The sequence below is a fragment of the Asticcacaulis benevestitus DSM 16100 = ATCC BAA-896 genome (assembly GCF_000376105.1).
Classification (GTDB): domain Bacteria; phylum Pseudomonadota; class Alphaproteobacteria; order Caulobacterales; family Caulobacteraceae; genus Asticcacaulis; species Asticcacaulis benevestitus.
Map to the genome: position 1 here is coordinate 1 of NZ_AQWM01000001.1, position 16195 is coordinate 16195.

Below are 16195 nucleotides of genomic sequence, written 5' to 3' on the forward strand. Positions count from 1 at the left end.
CGTGTGCTGGACCGCCCAGACATCCCACTACACACAAACGGTTCGGAAAACGACATCCGCTCTATCGTGACAAAGCGCAAAATATCAGGCGGGACCATGAGCGACGCCGGAAAGGCCGCCCGAGATGCCATGCTCGGCCTGATGAAAACCTGCGCAAAGCTCAAGATCTCGTTCTACCGATTCCTTGGCGACCGCTTCACAGTCCAAGACGCTCCATACGTCCAAAAGCTACCAACCCTCGTCAGGCTCGCAGCAACGTAGCTGCACCGGAATGTGCCCCGGTTACGCGGGCACCAGCTAAAGCCCTGAATATAATCGAGCGCTTCGACCGCCAGACCGCGCAGACGGTCGGCCTCTTCGGGCGTATCCGCCGTAATGGCCTCGATGGGCTGAAAGGCACTGATATCCAACTTATAATCTCCTTACGGCGCGTGCGGGCATAGGCATGGCTTCCTTACCGGTGGTGGACGCCATCTAAGGCACATCTTCAAACACAGGGCGATACCATGGACACGTTCGATACCACGCAAGGCAAGGGCGGCGAAACCCATCAGCAGGTGCATCATGAGGGCGGTGAACACAGCCCGACCCGCGAAAGCGCGCATCTGACCACCAATCAGGGCATTCGCGTTTCCGATAACCAGAATAGCCTCAAGGCCGGCGCGCGCGGGCCGGCCCTGCTCGAAGACTTTGTCTTGCGCGAAAAGATCTTTCATTTCGACCACGAGCGCATTCCGGAACGCATCGTCCATGCCCGCGGTTCCGGCGCCCATGGCTATTTCGAACTGACCGAATCGCTGGCCGATCTCACGAAAGCCGACCTGTTCCAGCGCGTCGGCGAAAAAACGCCGGTGTTCACGCGCTTCTCCACGGTGGCCGGTGGCGCCGGCAGCGTTGATACCCCGCGTGACGTGCGCGGTTTCGCGGTCAAGTTCTACACCCAGGCAGGCAACTGGGATCTGGTGGGCAACAACATTCCGGTCTTCTTCATCCAGGACGCCATCAAGTTTCCCGACCTGATCCATGCCGTCAAGATGGAGGCCGACAAGGCCTATCCGCAGGCCGGTTCGGCGCACGATACCTTCTGGGACTTCGCGTCGCTGATGCCGGAGACCACCCATATGCTGATGTGGGCGATGTCGGACCGCACCCTTCCGCGTAGCTTACGCATGATGGAGGGCTTCGGCATCCACACCTTCGTCATGGTCAATGCCGAGGGCAAGGAAAGCTTCGTCAAGTTCCACTGGCGGCCCAAGCTCGGCGCGCAATCGACCCTGTGGGAAGAGGCGCTGAAGCTTCAGGCGGCGGATAATGACTACCATCGCCGTGATCTTTATGAGGCGATCGACACCGGCAACTTCCCCGAATGGGAACTGGGGCTTCAGGTCTTCGATCAGGCCTTCGCCGACAGCCAGCCCTATGATGTGCTCGACTCGACCAAGCTCATTCCCGAAGAAGTGCTCCCCTTGCGCATTGTCGGCCGCATGGTGCTGGATCGCAACCCGGACAACTTCTTCGCCGAAACCGAGCAGGTGGCCTATTGCCCGGCCAATATCGTGCCCGGCATCGACTTCTCGAACGATCCGCTGCTGCAAGGCCGGCTGTTCTCCTATCTCGATACGCAGAAATCGCGTCTTGGCACCGCCAACTTCCACCAGATTCCGGTCAATGCCCCGAAATGCCCGATGCACAACTTCCAGCGCGACGGCATGATGCAGATGCAGGTTCCCAAGGGACGCGCCAATTATGAGCCGAACTCGCTGGCGGCGCAGGGGGAAGAGGGCGGGCCGCGCGAATGTCCGGCCACCGGCTTTACCAGCTTCGAGGGGCGGGCGGATCATGACGAGCAGGGGCCTAAGCTGCGCGTCCGGCCTGAGCTTTTCGCCGACCACTATTCGCAGGCACGCCTGTTCTGGATATCGCAGACGGATAATGAGCGGGCGCATATCGCCTCCAGCTTCGTGTTTGAGCTCTCCAAGGTCGGTATTGCACCCGTACAGACCCGCACGGTGGCCAATCTGCGCAATGTCGATGAAGACCTGACCAAGCGGGTCGCTGAGGGCCTTGGCATTGACGTGCCCGACGCGAACCCGGCGGCGCGAGCCCTGGTCGATATGGACGCTTCACCCGCCCTCAGCATTCAGAAAAAGCTGAAGGCAACGCTTGAAGGTCGCCAGGTCGGCATCCTGATCCATGACGGCAGCGATGCCGAGGCCCTGCAGGCGCTGATCAAGGCGGTGCAGGATGCCGGCGGCAAGGCGGTGGTGGTCGCGCCGAAGGTGGGGAAAACCACATTGTCGGACGGTACGGCCGTCAAGGCGGATGGCCAGTTGGCCGGTTCGCCGTCGCAGATTTTCGACGCTGTCGCGCTGGTGCTGTCAGAAGAGGCGACCGCTGCCTTACTTAAGGAGAGCGCGGCGGTGCAGTTCGTTATGGACGCCTTCGGGCACCTCAAGGCGATCGGCCATACGCCGGCCGCTCAGGCCCTGCTCGATAAGGCGGGCGTGGTGCCGGATGCCGGCATTGTGGCGCTGAAAGACCTGCCCAAGGCCGGGGCCAAGCGCTATTTTGACCGCGAGCCGGGCGTCCGCACCCTGGCTTAAGCCGTCTCACAATATAGTCTGACCTGAAACGCGCGCACCGGTGGTGCGCGCGTTATAACTGCGCCTAAAAAGTAACAGTCAGGGTTATTTAGAATAAAATATACTATATCCGTTGCGAAAGGCCGGCAAGATGTCTACGGACAATTGTATGAGTTTTGTCCGGTTTGGCTTCCTCTCCGGGTTGCCGCAGGCCGGATGAAAAGCGGGGAGGGTGTTGGCGCGCCCTTCCCAAAACGGAAACACCCCGCGATCATCAGGTCGCGGGGTGTTTTTACGTCTGAACAGGCGGGGCCGAACCTAGAGCGTGTTCCGATCTGATTGGATCAGATCGGCGCTCTAATTTTTTGTTTTGACGCGCTTTTTTATCCGAAAAATGCGTCACACTTTTCGGAAAGCGCTCTAGTCGATCATGTCTGCGACGAGGCGCTGCAGTTCGCGGCGGCTGAAGCCGGGCGCCACGTGGGCCAGGGGCCAGCGCAGGGCGCGGGCGGCCACAAGTCGCAGATCGGGACGAGGGTGAGTCTTTTGGGTAAGATGTTGCATAGTAGAAATCCTTGCCGCCGGTTGCTGCCGGACGGTCTTTCTTATGGGTATGTAGCGATTGAAAGCTCAATAGCTGAAGCAGCCGCGCCCGAATGGCACGGCAATCAAACGGTGATGTGCGAGAAAGTACGCGTCCGGGGCTCGATCGAATATCGGAAACCCGCCGGACTATCGGCGTTGATAGAGCCTATATAGACGCTTTTCAGGCGAATTACAAGTTGCAATCGCAACCAGTAAAAGAAAGGATGTGAGGTCACAGACCCCACACCCCGTTACTAAAGCGCCGTCTAACATATGGGTGCAGGGGCTGTGCCCCTGCTATTCTGCCGGTACGTCAATCTCCGAGCCGAGAGCCCGGAATTTCTGCGACATATCGGCCATGCCGTTTTCGATATCCGCGCGTTCATTATCGGTCATCGCGGCAGAGTAATCCCGCACCTCCTGACTGATCTTCATCGAGCAGAACTTCGGCCCGCACATCGAGCAGAAGTGCGCCGTCTTGTGGGCTTCCTTCGGCAGGGTTTCGTCGTGGAAGGCGCGGGCGGTTTCCGGATCGAGCGCCAGATTGAACTGGTCCTGCCAGCGGAACTCGAAGCGGGCGCGGCTCATGGCGTCATCCCAGGCCTGCGCACCGGGGTGTCCCTTGGCGAGATCGGCGGCGTGGGCCGAGATCTTGTAGGTGATCACGCCGGTTTTCACGTCGTCGCGGTTAGGCAAACCGAGGTGTTCCTTCGGCGTGACGTAGCACAGCATCGAGGTGCCGAACCAGCCGATCATGGCCGCGCCTATCCCTGAGGTGATGTGGTCATAGCCCGGCGCGATATCGGTGGTGAGGGGCCCCAAGGTGTAGAAGGGCGCTTCGCCGCAAACTTTAAGCTGCTTGTCCATATTGGCCTTGATCTTGTGCATCGGCACATGGCCGGGGCCTTCGATCATAACCTGAACGCCCTTGGCCCAGGCGATCTTGGTCAGTTCGCCGAGCGTGTCCAGTTCGGCGAACTGCGCGGCGTCGTTGGCGTCGGCAATCGAGCCGGGGCGCAGGCCATCGCCTAAGCTAAACGACACGTCATAGGCGCGCATGATGTCGCAGATTTCCTCAAAATGCGTGTAGAGGAAGTTCTCCTTGTGGTGCGCCAGGCACCACTTGGCCATGATCGAGCCGCCGCGCGACACGATGCCGGTCACGCGTTTGGCGGTCAGGTGGACATAGGCCAGACGCACGCCGGCATGGATGGTGAAGTAATCGACGCCCTGCTGTGCCTGTTCGATCAGGGTGTCGCGGTAGACCTCCCACGTCAGGTCTTCGGCCACGCCATTGACCTTTTCCAGCGCCTGATAGATCGGCACCGTGCCGATCGGGGCCGGGGAATTGCGGATGATCCACTCACGGATATTGTGGATATTGCGGCCGGTCGACAGGTCCATGACGTTATCGGCGCCCCAGCGGATGGCCCAGACCATCTTTTCGACCTCTTCCTCCATCGAGGAGGTGACCGCCGAATTGCCGATATTGGCGTTGATCTTGACCAGGAAGTTGCGGCCGATGATCATCGGCTCGACCTCGGGGTGGTTTATATTGGCGGGGATAATCGCCCGGCCACGCGCCACTTCATCGCGGACAAATTCCGGCGTCACATAGTCAGGGATCGACGCGCCGAAGTCCTCGCCATCGCGGACCGTCTCGGCCTGTTCTTTCCGGCGCAGATTTTCGCGGATAGCGATATATTCCATTTCCGGCGTGATAATGCCCTGGCGGGCGTATTCATACTGCGTGACGGACTTGCCGTCCTTGGCGCGCAACACCTTGGGCAGGTTGGGGAATTGCGGGGCCAAAGCACCTTCGGAGACGTTGCCCCCCCTTAATAAAATACCATTATCCTCCGGCTTCACTTCGCGGGCCTCGATATATTCGACATCGCCGCGGTCCACGATCCATTGTTCACGCAGGCGCGGCAGGCCCTTGGCGATGTCGGGCGTGAAGCCGGCATCGGTATAGGGGCCGGAGGAATCATAGATCGTCACCGGCGGTTCGTTGGCGCTTTCGTGCAGCGCCACCTCGCGGAAGGGCACGCGGATGTCCGGAAAGCGGACGCCGGGCTCATACACCTTGCGCGAACCGGGGATTGGCGAGGCCTCGACCGTGATGGGTTTCAAGTCTTTGATTGGCTTATTCATTATGTCCCTCACATTCAAATTGCCCTACCGCTTTGCGGCTTGAGGGCGATAAAAGAGGGATCATGAGCGTCAGGTATGGCTGGAATCCGGATGTGGACGCACAGCGTGTCATCTCCCTTCGCCGGCATGACCCGGATCAGGTTCGACGGGTTTGAAGGACTAGACCCTCGTCTCAGCCCGCCTTTACGCGCGGACACCCCGGTGAACTGTGGGCGAATTTAGAGGAAGCCGGCGAGGGGAGCAAGGACAGAATGGCCGTTGAGGCTTCCTTAAGGGGATAGCGGTAAACTTATCCACAGGGCGGAGCGCCGCCAGCAAGGATAGACATGCCGCTGCAAGGGCCGGGAACACAGGTGACGGAGCAGGATCTGCATTTGCAGACCGGCGCCTATGATGAGGTGCACCATGCCCACGGCTATGCCCATGTCCGCGAGCGCCATCACTGGTACTGGTTCGCCGGCCTTGGCGTCACCGCTGTTCTGGCCCTCGCTGCCGGTTTTGTGAGCTGGCAGGTCCATGAGATCGCCGCGCCCTTTTGCGCGAGCGAACCCGGCAAGGTGATCCGGTCGCCGGGGGGCACGCTAGAACTCAATATCGCCAGCGTCAGTTGCTTTGGCGCCGTGCCCGAGCAGAAGATTTTCATTCGTCGTGCCGGCGAGACGGCGCGTGGCGGAAAGGCGGTCGCGGCCTTTGGCACCGGCGCCAAGGTCAATGCACGCTGGGTATCGGACGAGCAGGTCGTCATCAGCCAGCGTGGCGGCAAGATCTGGTTTTTCGTGCCGCGCTGGCACGATGTGAAATTCCGTTACAGGTAAGCCACACTTCTTTTTGCCCCACACTTCTTTTTACCCCACACTTCTTTTTTCAAAGTCTCTTCACATCGGCGCCGGTGGCCCTACATCTTCTCACAACACAGCTATGAGAGGATTACCATGTTCGGCACCCCATCCGTTCCCGTCACCCATCACCACGCCAAGTCCGGCGTGGCGGACGATATCGACTTCGAGATCAGGGGGCAGGAGCTCCAGTTCGTCGAGATCGAACTCGATCCGGGTGAAAGCGCCATCGCCGAAGCCGGCGCCATGGTCTGGAAGGATGCGTCCGTTGGCATGACGACCGTGTTCGGTGACGGCTCCGGCGCACAGGGCGGCGGCTTCATGGGCGCGCTGCTGGGCGCCGGCAAACGTCTGATCACCGGCGAAAGCCTGTTCACCACCGTCTTTACCCATAATGGCCATGGCAAGGCGCGCGTCGCCTTTTCGGCGCCGGTGCCTGGCGCCATCGTGCCGATCAAGCTCGATCAGGTCGGCGGCCGGCTGATCTGTCAGAAGGACGCTTTCCTGGCGGCGGCCAAGGGCGTGTCGCTCGGTATCGCTTTCCAGAAGCGGATCATGACCGGCCTGTTCGGCGGCGAAGGCTTCATCATGCAAAAGCTGGAGGGCGACGGTTGGGTGTTTGTCCAGTTCGGCGGCATGGTGATCGAGCGTGAACTGAAGGCCGGCGAGCAACTGCATGTCGATACGGGCTGCGTGGCGGCCTTCACCGATACGGTCGATTTCGACCTGATCCAGGCCGGTGGCGTCAAGTCGATGGTGTTTGGCGGGGAAGGGGTCTTCTTCGCGCAACTGACCGGTCCCGGCAAGGTGTGGATCCAGTCCCTGCCGTTCGCGCGTCTGGCCGGACGGATTGGGGCTGCCATCGGCGGCAGCGGCCAGAACAGCGGCGAGGGCTCGGTGCTCGGTGGCCTTGGCGATCTGATCGGCGGCAACCGCTAGGAAGCTCACCTGGCCGGTGCCGGGGACCGCACGACGCGCGTAGCGCGAGATGCGGTGATGGGGTTTCTTGCTTCGGTAAGTCTGCTAAGGCTAGGGTTTACCCGATTCCTGAAGCTTATCCATGTCAGACAACACCGAACGTTCCGATCACGACGCCTACGACCCGCTCGTCCCCGTGCCGGAGGGCAAGCGCAGCCTGACGACGCGCGATGCCTTCTCGCTATGGTTCTCGCTTGGCATCGGCCTTCTGGTGCTGCAGGCCGGCGCCTATCTGGTGCCGGGCCTGTCGCTGACCGAGGGCCTGCTGGCCATCGTCATCGGCAGTGTGGCTGGCGCGCTCCTGCTCGGGCTGGCCGGCGTGGTCGGGGCCGATACCGGCCTGGCCACCATGGGCGCCTTGCGGCCGACGCTGGGCGTGCGCGGGGTGCATATCTCTGCGCTGCTCAACGTTATTCAGCTTGTCGGCTGGGGATCGTTCGAGATCATCGCCATGCGCGACGCCGCCAACACGCTCTCGACCAACACCTTTGGCCTGACCTTCCCGATCGTCTGGACGCTGGTGTTCGGACTGGCCGCCACCCTGCTGGCCGTTATGGGGCCGCTCGGCTTTATCCGCCGTTTCCTACGCCAATATGGCCTGTGGCTGCTGCTGGCGGGCGCCGCCTGGATGACCTGGGCGCTGTTGTCGCGACATAACCTTGCCGACGCCTTCGCACGCAAGGGTGATGGATCGCTGTCGCTGGGCGGGGGCATCGATCTGGTCATCGCCATGCCGCTGTCGTGGCTGCCTTTGATCGCCGACTATGCCCGCTTCGGCAAGTCCTCGAAGGCGGTGTTTCGCGGCAGTTCGGCGGGCTTCGTGCTGGCCAATATCTGGTTCTTTTCGCTTGGTGCGGCCTATGCCCTGCTGACCGAAAACCCGGCCGATATGCTGCTGTCGGCCCTGGCCACCACCGGCGGCGGACTGGCGCTGTTGCTGATCCTGATCGACGAGACCGACAATGTCTTCGCCGATATCTTTTCGGCCGCCAGTTCGATGGCCAGCCTGCTGCACTTCCGCATCCGCCATCTGGTGATAGGCTTTGGCCTGCTGTGCACGGTGATCGCTTTGTTCGTGCCCATGGCCAATTTTATGACCTTCCTTTACGCCATTGGTTCGGTGTTCACACCGCTCTATGGCGTGCTGCTGGTCGATCACTTCCTCATCCGCAAACGCCAGATCGTGGCGAAGGATATCATTCGGATCATGGGCGTCTACCGCTTTACCTATGGCGTGCATGTCAGCGCCTTCGCGGCGTGGGGTGCGGGCATCGCCACCTATTATTACGTCCTCAGTTTTCTGCCTGCGGTCGGCGCCACCCTGCCGGCCTTCTTCGTGGCGGCCGTCACCTACTGGGCATTGGCGCAGATGTTTGCCAGGCCGGCAGACGTCTGACGCGCTGCCAGTTATTGTACGGCGTTCTCTGTATCAGACGGCGCCATAACCAGCAGGTCGCCGCCGAGAAGGCCCTGCTTCATGACCTCCATCTCCAGCATGAGATGGTGCGCCTGTTGCGGGTCAATCTGTTGACGGGCAAGATCGAAGACCGCGCTTTCCTCGCTGTAGAAATGCCCGATCACTGTCTCGCGCAGTTCGGCGAATTTGTCGGCCCAGCCGAGATCGTCCATATCCATGCGCGACAGGACATGCAGCATCATGGCGACATCCTGATCGGGAAGCTCAGGCACAGCACCGGACAGCGCGGCGTAGAAGGTGCGCGCCTTGCTTTCGAAATGGGCTTCCAGCTCGGCTTTGAGCATATCAAAGGCCTGCCAGCGTTTATCGAGCGTGGCGGCTTCGGGCAGAGCGTTCAGCAGACCGGTGAGCCGACTGTGTTCCTTGCCGAGGTAGCTGTAGATGTCCATAACAAAACTCCCTGATACGCCACATTACCTAAGGTTGCTTAACAAGAGTTTTCACGCATATCGATTGATGGTCACCCTTTCGTGACGAGGCTCTATCCAACCGCGACCGGCTGATCCTGCCGGATCTGCTGCTTGAGCGCCTCCATGGAGAGTGCCAGCCGGTGCGCATCGAGCGGGCTTAAGACCATCTTGGCCTTGTCAAATACGGTGCTTTCTTCTTCGGCCACGTGATGCTCGACGGCGAATTTCAGCTCGCCGAACTTCTCCATCCACTCTTCCGAGCCGATCGACAGGCGTTTCAGCACATGCAGCAGGGCCTTGATCTCATGGTGCTCATGCTCGGCATGTTCGAGCTTGTCGTTCATCGCCTGGGTCTGTGTGGCGTGTTCAAGAGCCGCATAGAAGGTGCGTTCCTCGCTGTCGTTGTGGAGCGTCAGTTCGTCAACGATCTGATCGAACAGGGTCTGGCGGATCGCGGGCAGGCGGATCGACATCAGGTCGTTCATAAGGCCGGCCACGCGGCGGTGATCGCGGGTGATATAGGCATAGATATCCATGGGAAACCTCCATATCTTTTGAGGCTTATCCTGCACGCAACCCTGTAGCGAAGACATACGAGACTATGACCACAAGGTAAGAAAGCCATAAGAATCACCACCCAAACCCGATAAAAAGCACTCCGGTTCTGTGCCCCCAAAGGCGCGCATACGTATTCACGTTTCCATCCCGCGCCTGCCGTGTCACCCTGTCAAAAACAGGGAGCCGATCATGACCTTTACGCACCTGGCGCTGGCCGCCGCCGTGTCCTTGCTTGCCTTGCCGGCGATGGCGGCACCCGTTATCGACGTGTCGCCTGTCGCGGTCACCGCCAAAGCCAGCGCCTTGCCGAAGGACTGGAACCGCTCGGCGTCCTTCATGGAGATCTTCGTCCGTTCGTATAAGGACAGCGACGGCGACGGCATCGGCGATTTCAACGGCCTCACCCAAAAGCTCGATTACCTCCACGACCTCGGCGTCACCGGCATCTGGCTGATGCCGATGATGCCGAGCGAAGACGGCGACCACGGTTACGCGGTCAATGACTATCGCGCCGTCAACCCGGACTACGGCACCATGGCCGATTTCGAGCGCTTCGTGCAGGAAGCCCACAAGCGCGGCATCGGCGTTATCATCGACTATGTCGTCAACCATTCGGGCAGCGGCAACGCCCTTTTTCAGGCCGCCGCCGTCTCGAAAACCAGCCCCTACCGCGACTGGTACGTCTTCTCCGACCAGAACCCCGGCTGGTATAATGCCAAGATGCGCGGCGTCAGCGGCGCCTTTTACAACGACCCGTGGAAGCCGGTCAGCCGAACCGTGCCTGGCGGCGTGGGCCAGTATTACGGCGTCTTCTCCGACAGCATGCCCGACCTCAACCTGAAGAACCCGAAGGTCATCGCCTACCTCCAGGACACCATGCGCTTCTGGATGAACAAGGGCGTCGACGGCTTCCGGCTCGATGCGGTCACCATGCTGATCGAGGACGGCAAGGACCGCTATTTCAACAATCCCGCCAATCCCGGCATCGTGGCGAAGCTGCGCGAAACGCTCGACGCCTACGACAACCGCTACATGATCTGCGAGGCCTCCGAAGGCGCGGAGATGTACGTGAAGGCGTGCAGCGCCTTTGCCTATGGCGTCCAGGCCTCGATCATCGACAGCGCCCGCAAGGGCTCGCTGCAGACGCCCTTGAGCGCGCAACTGGCCAATCCCCACGCCGACCTGATGCCGCTGGCCCTGCAGAGCCACGATTCCTATGTCGGCGACCGGCTGATCAACCAGTTCGGCGTCAACAATCCGGCCGATTACAAGCTGTCGGCGGCCATCGCCATCCTGGCCTCATCGACGCCCTTTGGCTATTACGGCGAGGAGATCGGCATGAGCAATGGCGGCGTGTTCAATGATCCCGGCATCCGCTCGCCGATGAGCTGGACCGGCTATCCGCGCACCGCCGGCTTCACCACGGGGAAGCCTTACCGCGACGTGGCGATCAATGTTGCCAGCCATAATGTGGCGGCGGAAGCGGGTGATCCGGCGTCCCTGCTCGAATATTACCGCGCGCTCTATCAGGTGCGGCGCGACCGGCCGGTGTTCGGCACCGGCGTGCTTGAGGTGCAGTCGAAGGCCGGCGATCCGGTACTTAGCTTCACCCGCACGAATGACACCGATCAGGTCGCGGTGGTGATCAACCTGTCGGATAAGCCGCAGACTGTCAGCCTCAGGGTCGGGGCAGGGACGTATCAGCAGGTTCTGCGCGGGGTGGGGGAGGCGGCCATGGCGCCGGTGTCGACCGCCAACGGAACGCTGGGCACGACAATACCGGCCAAGACGTCTTACGTCTTCGCACGGCAATAGAGATGGGGTTTTAAGGGGAAGACAGACGGCGGATCAGCGGATGCGGTGGTTCGCGCCGCGTTTACGGCGGGCCGGTGGGGTCTTCGTCGTCCTCGTCCCCGTCCTCGTCTTCCGGCTCGGCAGCGCGGCTGTCGAGATAGGCCTGAAAGATGGCGTTGGCGCGTTGTTCCAGATCGAGGGCGGCGGGCGGAAGAGCTTCGGGGGCCTCTTCGGGGGCGTCTATAGCGTCGTCATCATAGCTGGACGAACGCGACCTCTTCCGAGGGCTCTTCTGGTTGGTCTTGAGGCCGTTCTTGTGGCGCCAGAGTCTGCGTCTGTGTGGTCGTCTGGGGCGAGGCTTCGGGTGAACGGGCGGCTAACAGGGAAGGGAGGCGCTCGCTGAAAGGCCGGCTAAATTAAGGGCTTAAGGGCGAATTTGGGGCGCTTTGGGCGGTCTGGCCGGTCTGGCCGGCCATGGGCGGCAGGATGTAGCCCTCAATAAACCTCGGATTATCAAGTGGGACATTGTAAGCAGCCAATGCCGCCGACGCATTTGGAGACACGCCTGCGTGCCTAAACGTCAATGGAATGAAGAGCGAGAAGTCGAAAAGCAGCATATCGACAACATGGTCGATGATCGCATTGCGCTTGTCCATAGGAAGCGTATCCACGTAAATGTTTCCTCCTAGAAGCTGGAGGATTACTTTAAAGCGTGCAGTGATTTACTTGGCCGAGTGTATGTCCATTTTCTGAAAGAATAAATGTGCATAAAATTACTCCACATAAGAAAGATAAGATTACATCCTTAAATGCTTTGTGATCCTTTCATCTGCCGAAGAAAAAAACCTTTATGCCGCCATCTCTTCCCGCTATATCCACCCTATGACACACATCGCTTCTCCTCTTGATTCCGGCCGCGTGGCCGATCCCAGCAAACTGATCCAGGGCCGGACCGGCCTGTGGGAAATCGTCATGGGCCTCGAAGTCCATGCGCAGGTTGCCTCCAACACTAAGCTGTTTTCCGGCGCCAAGGTCGGCTTCGGCGCCGGCCCCAACGAGCAGGTCAGCCTCGTTGACGCCGCCATGCCCGGCATGTTGCCCGTGCTCAACAAGTACTGCGTGGAGCAGGCGGTGAAAACCGGGCTTGGCCTGAAAGCCGAGATCAACCGTTTCTCGCGCTTCGACCGCAAGAACTACTTCTATCCCGACCTGCCGCAGGGCTATCAGATTTCGCAACTCTTCCACCCGATCGTGGGCGAGGGCGAGGTGCTGGTCGAGCGCGATGACGGCTCAAGCTTCACCGTGCGCATCGAACGGCTGCACCTGGAGCAGGACGCCGGCAAGTCGATCCACGATCTCGACCCCAACGCCACCTATGTCGATCTGAACCGCGCCGGCACAGCCCTGATGGAAATCGTCTCGAAGCCCGATCTCAGATCTTCGGACGAAGCCGTTGCTTACTTTAAGAAACTGCGCACCATCCTGATCTATCTCGGCACCTGCGACGGTGACATGGAAAAGGGCAATATGCGCGCCGACTGTAACGTGTCGGTGCGCCGCGTCGGCGAGCCTTTCGGCACGCGCTGCGAGATCAAGAACGTCAACTCGTTCCGCTTCATGCAGCAGGCGATCGAATTCGAGGCGCGCCGCCAGATCGAGATTCTGGAAGACGGCGGCAAGATCGATCAGGAAACGCGGCTGTTCGACTCCGTGAAGGTCGAGACGCGCTCGATGCGCTCCAAGGAAGAGGCGCACGATTATCGCTATTTCCCTGATCCCGACCTGTTGCCGGTCGAGCTGGAAGAGGCGTGGATCGAGGATATCCGCAAATCACTGGTGGAACTGCCGGACGACAAGAAGGCGCGCTTTATCTCGCAATACGGGCTGTCGTCGTATGATGCGCAGGTGCTGATTTCCGAACAGGACCGCGCGGATTACTATGAAAAGGCCGTCTTGAAACTGAAAGAATTTGGGGGCCGTGACGCCAAGCTGGTGGCCAACTGGACGACCAACGAACTGCTGGCGCGTTTGGCCAAGGACGGTCAGGAGATTTCGGATTCGCCGCTGCCGCCCGGGCAGATCGCCGGACTGGTGGAACTGATCGAGACCAATGTAATCTCGTCCAAGATCGCCAAGACGGTGTTTGAGCACATGTGGGAAGGCAAGGGGACGATCACCCCGGCCGAGATCGTGGAAAAACACGGCCTCAAGCAGGTGACCGATACCGGCGCGATTGAGAAAGCCATCGACGAGATCATCGCCGCCAATCCGGACAAGGCCGCGGAAGTGGCGTCGAAGCCGCAGGCGCTGGGCTGGTTCGTCGGGCAGGTCATGAAGGCCACCGGCGGCAAGGCCAATCCGGCGGCGGTCAATGAGCTGTTGAAGAGCAAGCTGGGGCTGTAGGCCAGTTCATCCTCCCCCGTAAACAGGGGAGCATCACATCAAAGCCCCCGCATGCAGGTGCGGGGGCTTTTTTGTGTCTGATCTGGTGCAATCGTCCGGCGTGTGGCTATAGTGCGGCCAAACCGGAGGGGATACATGGCGGATGTGGCACTGAGCCTTGAAGGCGTTTGCAAACAGTATGGCGATTTCGAAGCCGTGCGCGATCTCAGTTTCGCGGTGAAGCGCGGCACGATCTGCGGCTTCCTGGGGCCCAATGGCGCCGGCAAGACCTCCAGCGTGCGGATGATGCTGGGCCTGTCCGAACCGACCGCCGGCCAGATCACCGTGCTGGGCGGGACAGCGGCTAAGGCGCTCGACCGCATCGGCTTCATGCCGGAGGAGCGCGGGCTCTATCGCAAGATGACGCCGGTCGACGTGATCGTCTTTCTGGCCGGCCTCAAGGGCGTAAAGGCCTCGGTGGCGCGTAAACGCGGCAAGGAGATGCTGGAGGCGCAGGGGCTAGGGCCCTTCATGAACAAGCAGATCCGCTCGCTCTCCAAGGGTATGTCGCAGAAGGTGCAGCTTATTTCCTGCCTGGTGCACGAGCCGGAACTGGTCATCCTCGATGAACCGTTTTCGGGGCTCGATCCGGTCAATCAACAGGGGCTGGAGACGGTGATCCGCGATCTGGCCAAACGGGGTGCGACGGTGCTGTTCTCCACGCACGTCATGCAGCACGCCGAGCGCCTGTGCGAGAAGGTGGTGCTGCTGACCAAGGGGCAGAAGGTGTTTGAAGGCAGCCTGAAAGAGGCGCGGGCGGCGGCGCCGCGGCATCTCGATCTCGAAGGCGCCTTGGGTGCGGCCGATTTGATGGCCCTGCCGGGGGTCGCGTCGGTGAGCGATATGGGGGCGACCGAGGATGGCGCGCACCTGTGGCAGTGCCGGCTGCATGCGGGGCAATCGGCGCACGAGGCGCTGAAGGCGGCCTTCCTGCGCGGGCTCGATGTGCGGCGGTTCGAGGCGAAGGAGCCGAGCCTGCACGAGGCGTTCATAGTTCTGACAGGAGGCGAAGCCGATGCGTAATACCTTCCTGATCGCCCAGCGTGAATATCTCGCCTTTGTCCGCACCGTCGGCTTCTGGCTGTCGCTGTTCACCGTGCCGCTGCTGATCGGCGCGGTGATCCTGGTGCCGCTGTTGCTGGCCCAGACCTCACCGGTCAAAACCATGTCGGTGGCGGTGCTCGATCTGAGCGGCGAGGGGCTTGAGCCTGAGTTGCGCGCCATGGTGCAGGCCAAGGCGGACGCGGCATCGGCCCCTGACGACGCACTGGCCCGCATGGCGGCGCGGATGGCGCACCAGAAGGAGGTCCGGCTTGTGGCCTTGCCGGCCGGTCTGACGCCGGTTATGTCGCGCGCTGAGGCGGCGGCGAAGATACCGGGCCTGCTGTCGGAGGACAGCGGCAAGCCGTCGACGATCCTGCTGGCCTATGACGAAGGCGAGAAGCTGCATTTCGATATCTGGTCGGTGCCGTCGCAGGCGGGTAACCTGAAGGATATGATCGAATGGGATCTGCACGGCCTGCAATATGAAAAGGTGGCTCGGCTGAATGGCGTTGATGCGAAGCTGGCGCATGACATGCGTAAAGCCCGCGCCGACATCGTCAGCCTGACACCCAAGCCGGCGGCGGGTGCGGCGCAAAATACCCAGGTCAACAACGGGACCGGGTTTATCGGCTTTATGCTGGGCTTCGCGACCTGGATGACCATCTTTTCCTCGTCGATGATCCTGCTGGGCGGGGTGATCGAGGAGAAGTCGAGCAAGGTGCTGGAAGTGCTGCTGGCCTCGACCTCGACCGAAAGCCTGCTGATAGGCAAGGTGCTGGGCGTCGCCATGGTGCTGCTGACCGTCGGCGGCATATGGGGCTGCGCCAGCCTGCTGCTGGGCACCTACGGCCTGAGTTCGATTCCGCCGCAAGCGATCAGCGCTATCAAGGCGGCGGCCGGCGGGTTGTTGTCGCCGCTGCATCTAGGACTTCTGGCGGTCTATTTCGTCTTTGGTTATCTGATGTATGGCGTGTCGTTCGCGGCGATTGGCGCCTTCTGCGAAACCCAGAAGGACGCGCAGGCGGTGATGGGGCCGGTCATGATGGTGCTGATGATACCGATGCTGTGCATGCAGGCGGCCCTGCAGGTGCCCGATTCGCCGATTATCCGCTGGCTGAGCTATGTGCCAATCTTCACGCCGTTCCTGATGCCGCTGCGTCTGTCGCAGCCCCTGCCGCTGTGGGAGATCGCGGTGACGCTGGGTGGCATGGTGATCGTCGGCGGGTTCATGATCGTGGTCGGCCGCAAGGCCTTCAAGCAGGGCGCGCTGACCGGCGGCAAGCTGACCTGGGGCACCTTGTTCCGGATTGCAACGCAGAAGCCGGCCGCCTGATG

Annotated in this window: 13 protein-coding genes, 1 pseudogene and 1 riboswitch; of the genes and pseudogenes, 9 read left to right on the forward strand and 5 right to left on the reverse strand. The window is 61.0% G+C overall.

Annotation, left to right across the window (positions count from 1 at the left end):
• Both B060_RS0100005 and B060_RS0100010 read left to right on the forward strand, forming a co-directional pair.
• Positions 1 to 261 (forward strand): annotated as a pseudogene (locus tag B060_RS0100005) (hypothetical protein); the annotation flags it as partial.
• A gap of 245 nt (positions 262 to 506) precedes the next feature.
• Positions 507 to 2603 carry a catalase gene (locus B060_RS0100010; RefSeq protein WP_018079689.1) on the forward strand — a complete coding sequence of 699 codons (2097 nt, stop codon included), beginning with the start codon at positions 507 to 509 and terminating at the stop codon, positions 2601 to 2603.
• Positions 2604 to 3002: 399 nt separating this feature from the next.
• Here the strand turns inward: B060_RS0100010 and B060_RS27045 are convergent, their stop codons facing one another.
• Both B060_RS27045 and thiC read right to left on the reverse strand, forming a co-directional pair.
• Positions 3003 to 3146: a hypothetical protein gene (locus tag B060_RS27045; protein ID WP_018079690.1), complete on the reverse strand. Its 144-nt coding sequence runs from the start codon at positions 3144 to 3146 to the stop codon at positions 3003 to 3005.
• 318 nt (positions 3147 to 3464) lie between these two features.
• The gene (gene thiC / locus B060_RS0100020) at positions 3465 to 5321 is read right to left on the reverse strand and encodes a phosphomethylpyrimidine synthase ThiC (protein ID WP_018079691.1); all 1857 of its coding nucleotides are present in this window, start codon (positions 5319 to 5321) and stop codon (positions 3465 to 3467) included.
• Between the two features lie 95 nt (positions 5322 to 5416).
• Positions 5417 to 5532: riboswitch (TPP riboswitch) on the reverse strand.
• A gap of 115 nt (positions 5533 to 5647) precedes the next feature.
• On the opposite strand from thiC, the gene B060_RS0100025 reads away from it, so the two are divergent.
• The 3 genes from B060_RS0100025 (at position 5648) to cytX (ending at position 8531) form a co-directional block, all read left to right on the forward strand.
• Complete coding sequence (locus B060_RS0100025) at positions 5648 to 6136, forward strand: hypothetical protein (RefSeq protein WP_018079692.1); 489 nt, start codon at positions 5648 to 5650, stop codon at positions 6134 to 6136.
• A gap of 117 nt (positions 6137 to 6253) precedes the next feature.
• On the forward strand, positions 6254 to 7096 hold the full coding sequence (locus B060_RS0100030) for a TIGR00266 family protein (protein WP_018079693.1): 843 nt from the start codon (positions 6254 to 6256) through the stop codon (positions 7094 to 7096).
• A 121-nt stretch (positions 7097 to 7217) separates the two neighbouring features.
• A complete protein-coding gene (gene cytX, locus B060_RS0100035) occupies positions 7218 to 8531 on the forward strand; it encodes a putative hydroxymethylpyrimidine transporter CytX (protein ID WP_018079694.1) in 1314 nt (437 codons plus the stop codon).
• Positions 8532 to 8542: 11 nt separating this feature from the next.
• Here cytX and B060_RS0100040 read toward each other — a convergent pair whose 3' ends face one another.
• Both B060_RS0100040 and B060_RS23590 read right to left on the reverse strand, forming a co-directional pair.
• On the reverse strand, positions 8543 to 9001 hold the full coding sequence (locus B060_RS0100040; RefSeq protein WP_018079695.1) for a hemerythrin domain-containing protein: 459 nt from the start codon (positions 8999 to 9001) through the stop codon (positions 8543 to 8545).
• A 92-nt stretch (positions 9002 to 9093) separates the two neighbouring features.
• A complete protein-coding gene (locus B060_RS23590) occupies positions 9094 to 9558 on the reverse strand; it encodes a hemerythrin domain-containing protein (RefSeq protein WP_018079696.1) in 465 nt (154 codons plus the stop codon).
• A gap of 211 nt (positions 9559 to 9769) precedes the next feature.
• On the opposite strand from B060_RS23590, the gene B060_RS0100050 reads away from it, so the two are divergent.
• Positions 9770 to 11395: an alpha-amylase family glycosyl hydrolase gene (locus B060_RS0100050; RefSeq protein ID WP_018079697.1), complete on the forward strand. Its 1626-nt coding sequence runs from the start codon at positions 9770 to 9772 to the stop codon at positions 11393 to 11395.
• Positions 11396 to 11790: 395 nt separating this feature from the next.
• Here B060_RS0100050 and B060_RS0100060 read toward each other — a convergent pair whose 3' ends face one another.
• Complete coding sequence (locus tag B060_RS0100060) at positions 11791 to 12030, reverse strand: hypothetical protein (protein ID WP_018079699.1); 240 nt, start codon at positions 12028 to 12030, stop codon at positions 11791 to 11793.
• 226 nt (positions 12031 to 12256) lie between these two features.
• Between B060_RS0100060 and gatB the strand changes: the two genes are divergently transcribed.
• The 3 genes from gatB (at position 12257) to B060_RS0100075 (ending at position 16193) form a co-directional block, all read left to right on the forward strand.
• Complete coding sequence (gene gatB / locus B060_RS0100065; protein ID WP_051081001.1) at positions 12257 to 13777, forward strand: Asp-tRNA(Asn)/Glu-tRNA(Gln) amidotransferase subunit GatB; 1521 nt, start codon at positions 12257 to 12259, stop codon at positions 13775 to 13777.
• A gap of 135 nt (positions 13778 to 13912) precedes the next feature.
• On the forward strand, positions 13913 to 14839 hold the full coding sequence (locus B060_RS0100070) for an ABC transporter ATP-binding protein (protein ID WP_018079701.1): 927 nt from the start codon (positions 13913 to 13915) through the stop codon (positions 14837 to 14839).
• On the forward strand, positions 14832 to 16193 hold the full coding sequence (locus tag B060_RS0100075; RefSeq protein ID WP_018079702.1) for an ABC transporter permease: 1362 nt from the start codon (positions 14832 to 14834) through the stop codon (positions 16191 to 16193). Before B060_RS0100070 ends, B060_RS0100075 begins: the two co-directional genes overlap by 8 nt.
• The last annotated feature ends 2 nt before the right edge of the window (positions 16194 to 16195 follow it).

Bases quoted from the DNA above. Each gene is read 5' to 3' on its own strand.
- thiC (WP_018079691.1), bottom strand. From the start codon at position 5,321: ATGAATAAGCCAATCAAAGACTTGAAACCCATCACGGTCGAGGCCTCG.
- B060_RS23590 (WP_018079696.1), bottom strand. From the start codon at position 9,558: ATGGATATCTATGCCTATATCACCCGCGATCACCGCCGCGTGGCCGGC.
- B060_RS0100050 (WP_018079697.1), top strand. From the start codon at position 9,770: ATGACCTTTACGCACCTGGCGCTGGCCGCCGCCGTGTCCTTGCTTGCC.
- B060_RS0100030 (WP_018079693.1), top strand. From the start codon at position 6,254: ATGTTCGGCACCCCATCCGTTCCCGTCACCCATCACCACGCCAAGTCC.
- B060_RS0100075 (WP_018079702.1), top strand. From the start codon at position 14,832: ATGCGTAATACCTTCCTGATCGCCCAGCGTGAATATCTCGCCTTTGTC.
- B060_RS0100040 (WP_018079695.1), bottom strand. From the start codon at position 9,001: ATGGACATCTACAGCTACCTCGGCAAGGAACACAGTCGGCTCACCGGT.
- B060_RS0100025 (WP_018079692.1), top strand. From the start codon at position 5,648: ATGCCGCTGCAAGGGCCGGGAACACAGGTGACGGAGCAGGATCTGCAT.
- gatB (WP_051081001.1), top strand. From the start codon at position 12,257: ATGACACACATCGCTTCTCCTCTTGATTCCGGCCGCGTGGCCGATCCC.
- B060_RS0100070 (WP_018079701.1), top strand. From the start codon at position 13,913: ATGGCGGATGTGGCACTGAGCCTTGAAGGCGTTTGCAAACAGTATGGC.
- cytX (WP_018079694.1), top strand. From the start codon at position 7,218: ATGTCAGACAACACCGAACGTTCCGATCACGACGCCTACGACCCGCTC.
- B060_RS0100060 (WP_018079699.1), bottom strand. From the start codon at position 12,030: ATGGACAAGCGCAATGCGATCATCGACCATGTTGTCGATATGCTGCTT.
- B060_RS0100010 (WP_018079689.1), top strand. From the start codon at position 507: ATGGACACGTTCGATACCACGCAAGGCAAGGGCGGCGAAACCCATCAG.
- B060_RS27045 (WP_018079690.1), bottom strand. From the start codon at position 3,146: ATGCAACATCTTACCCAAAAGACTCACCCTCGTCCCGATCTGCGACTT.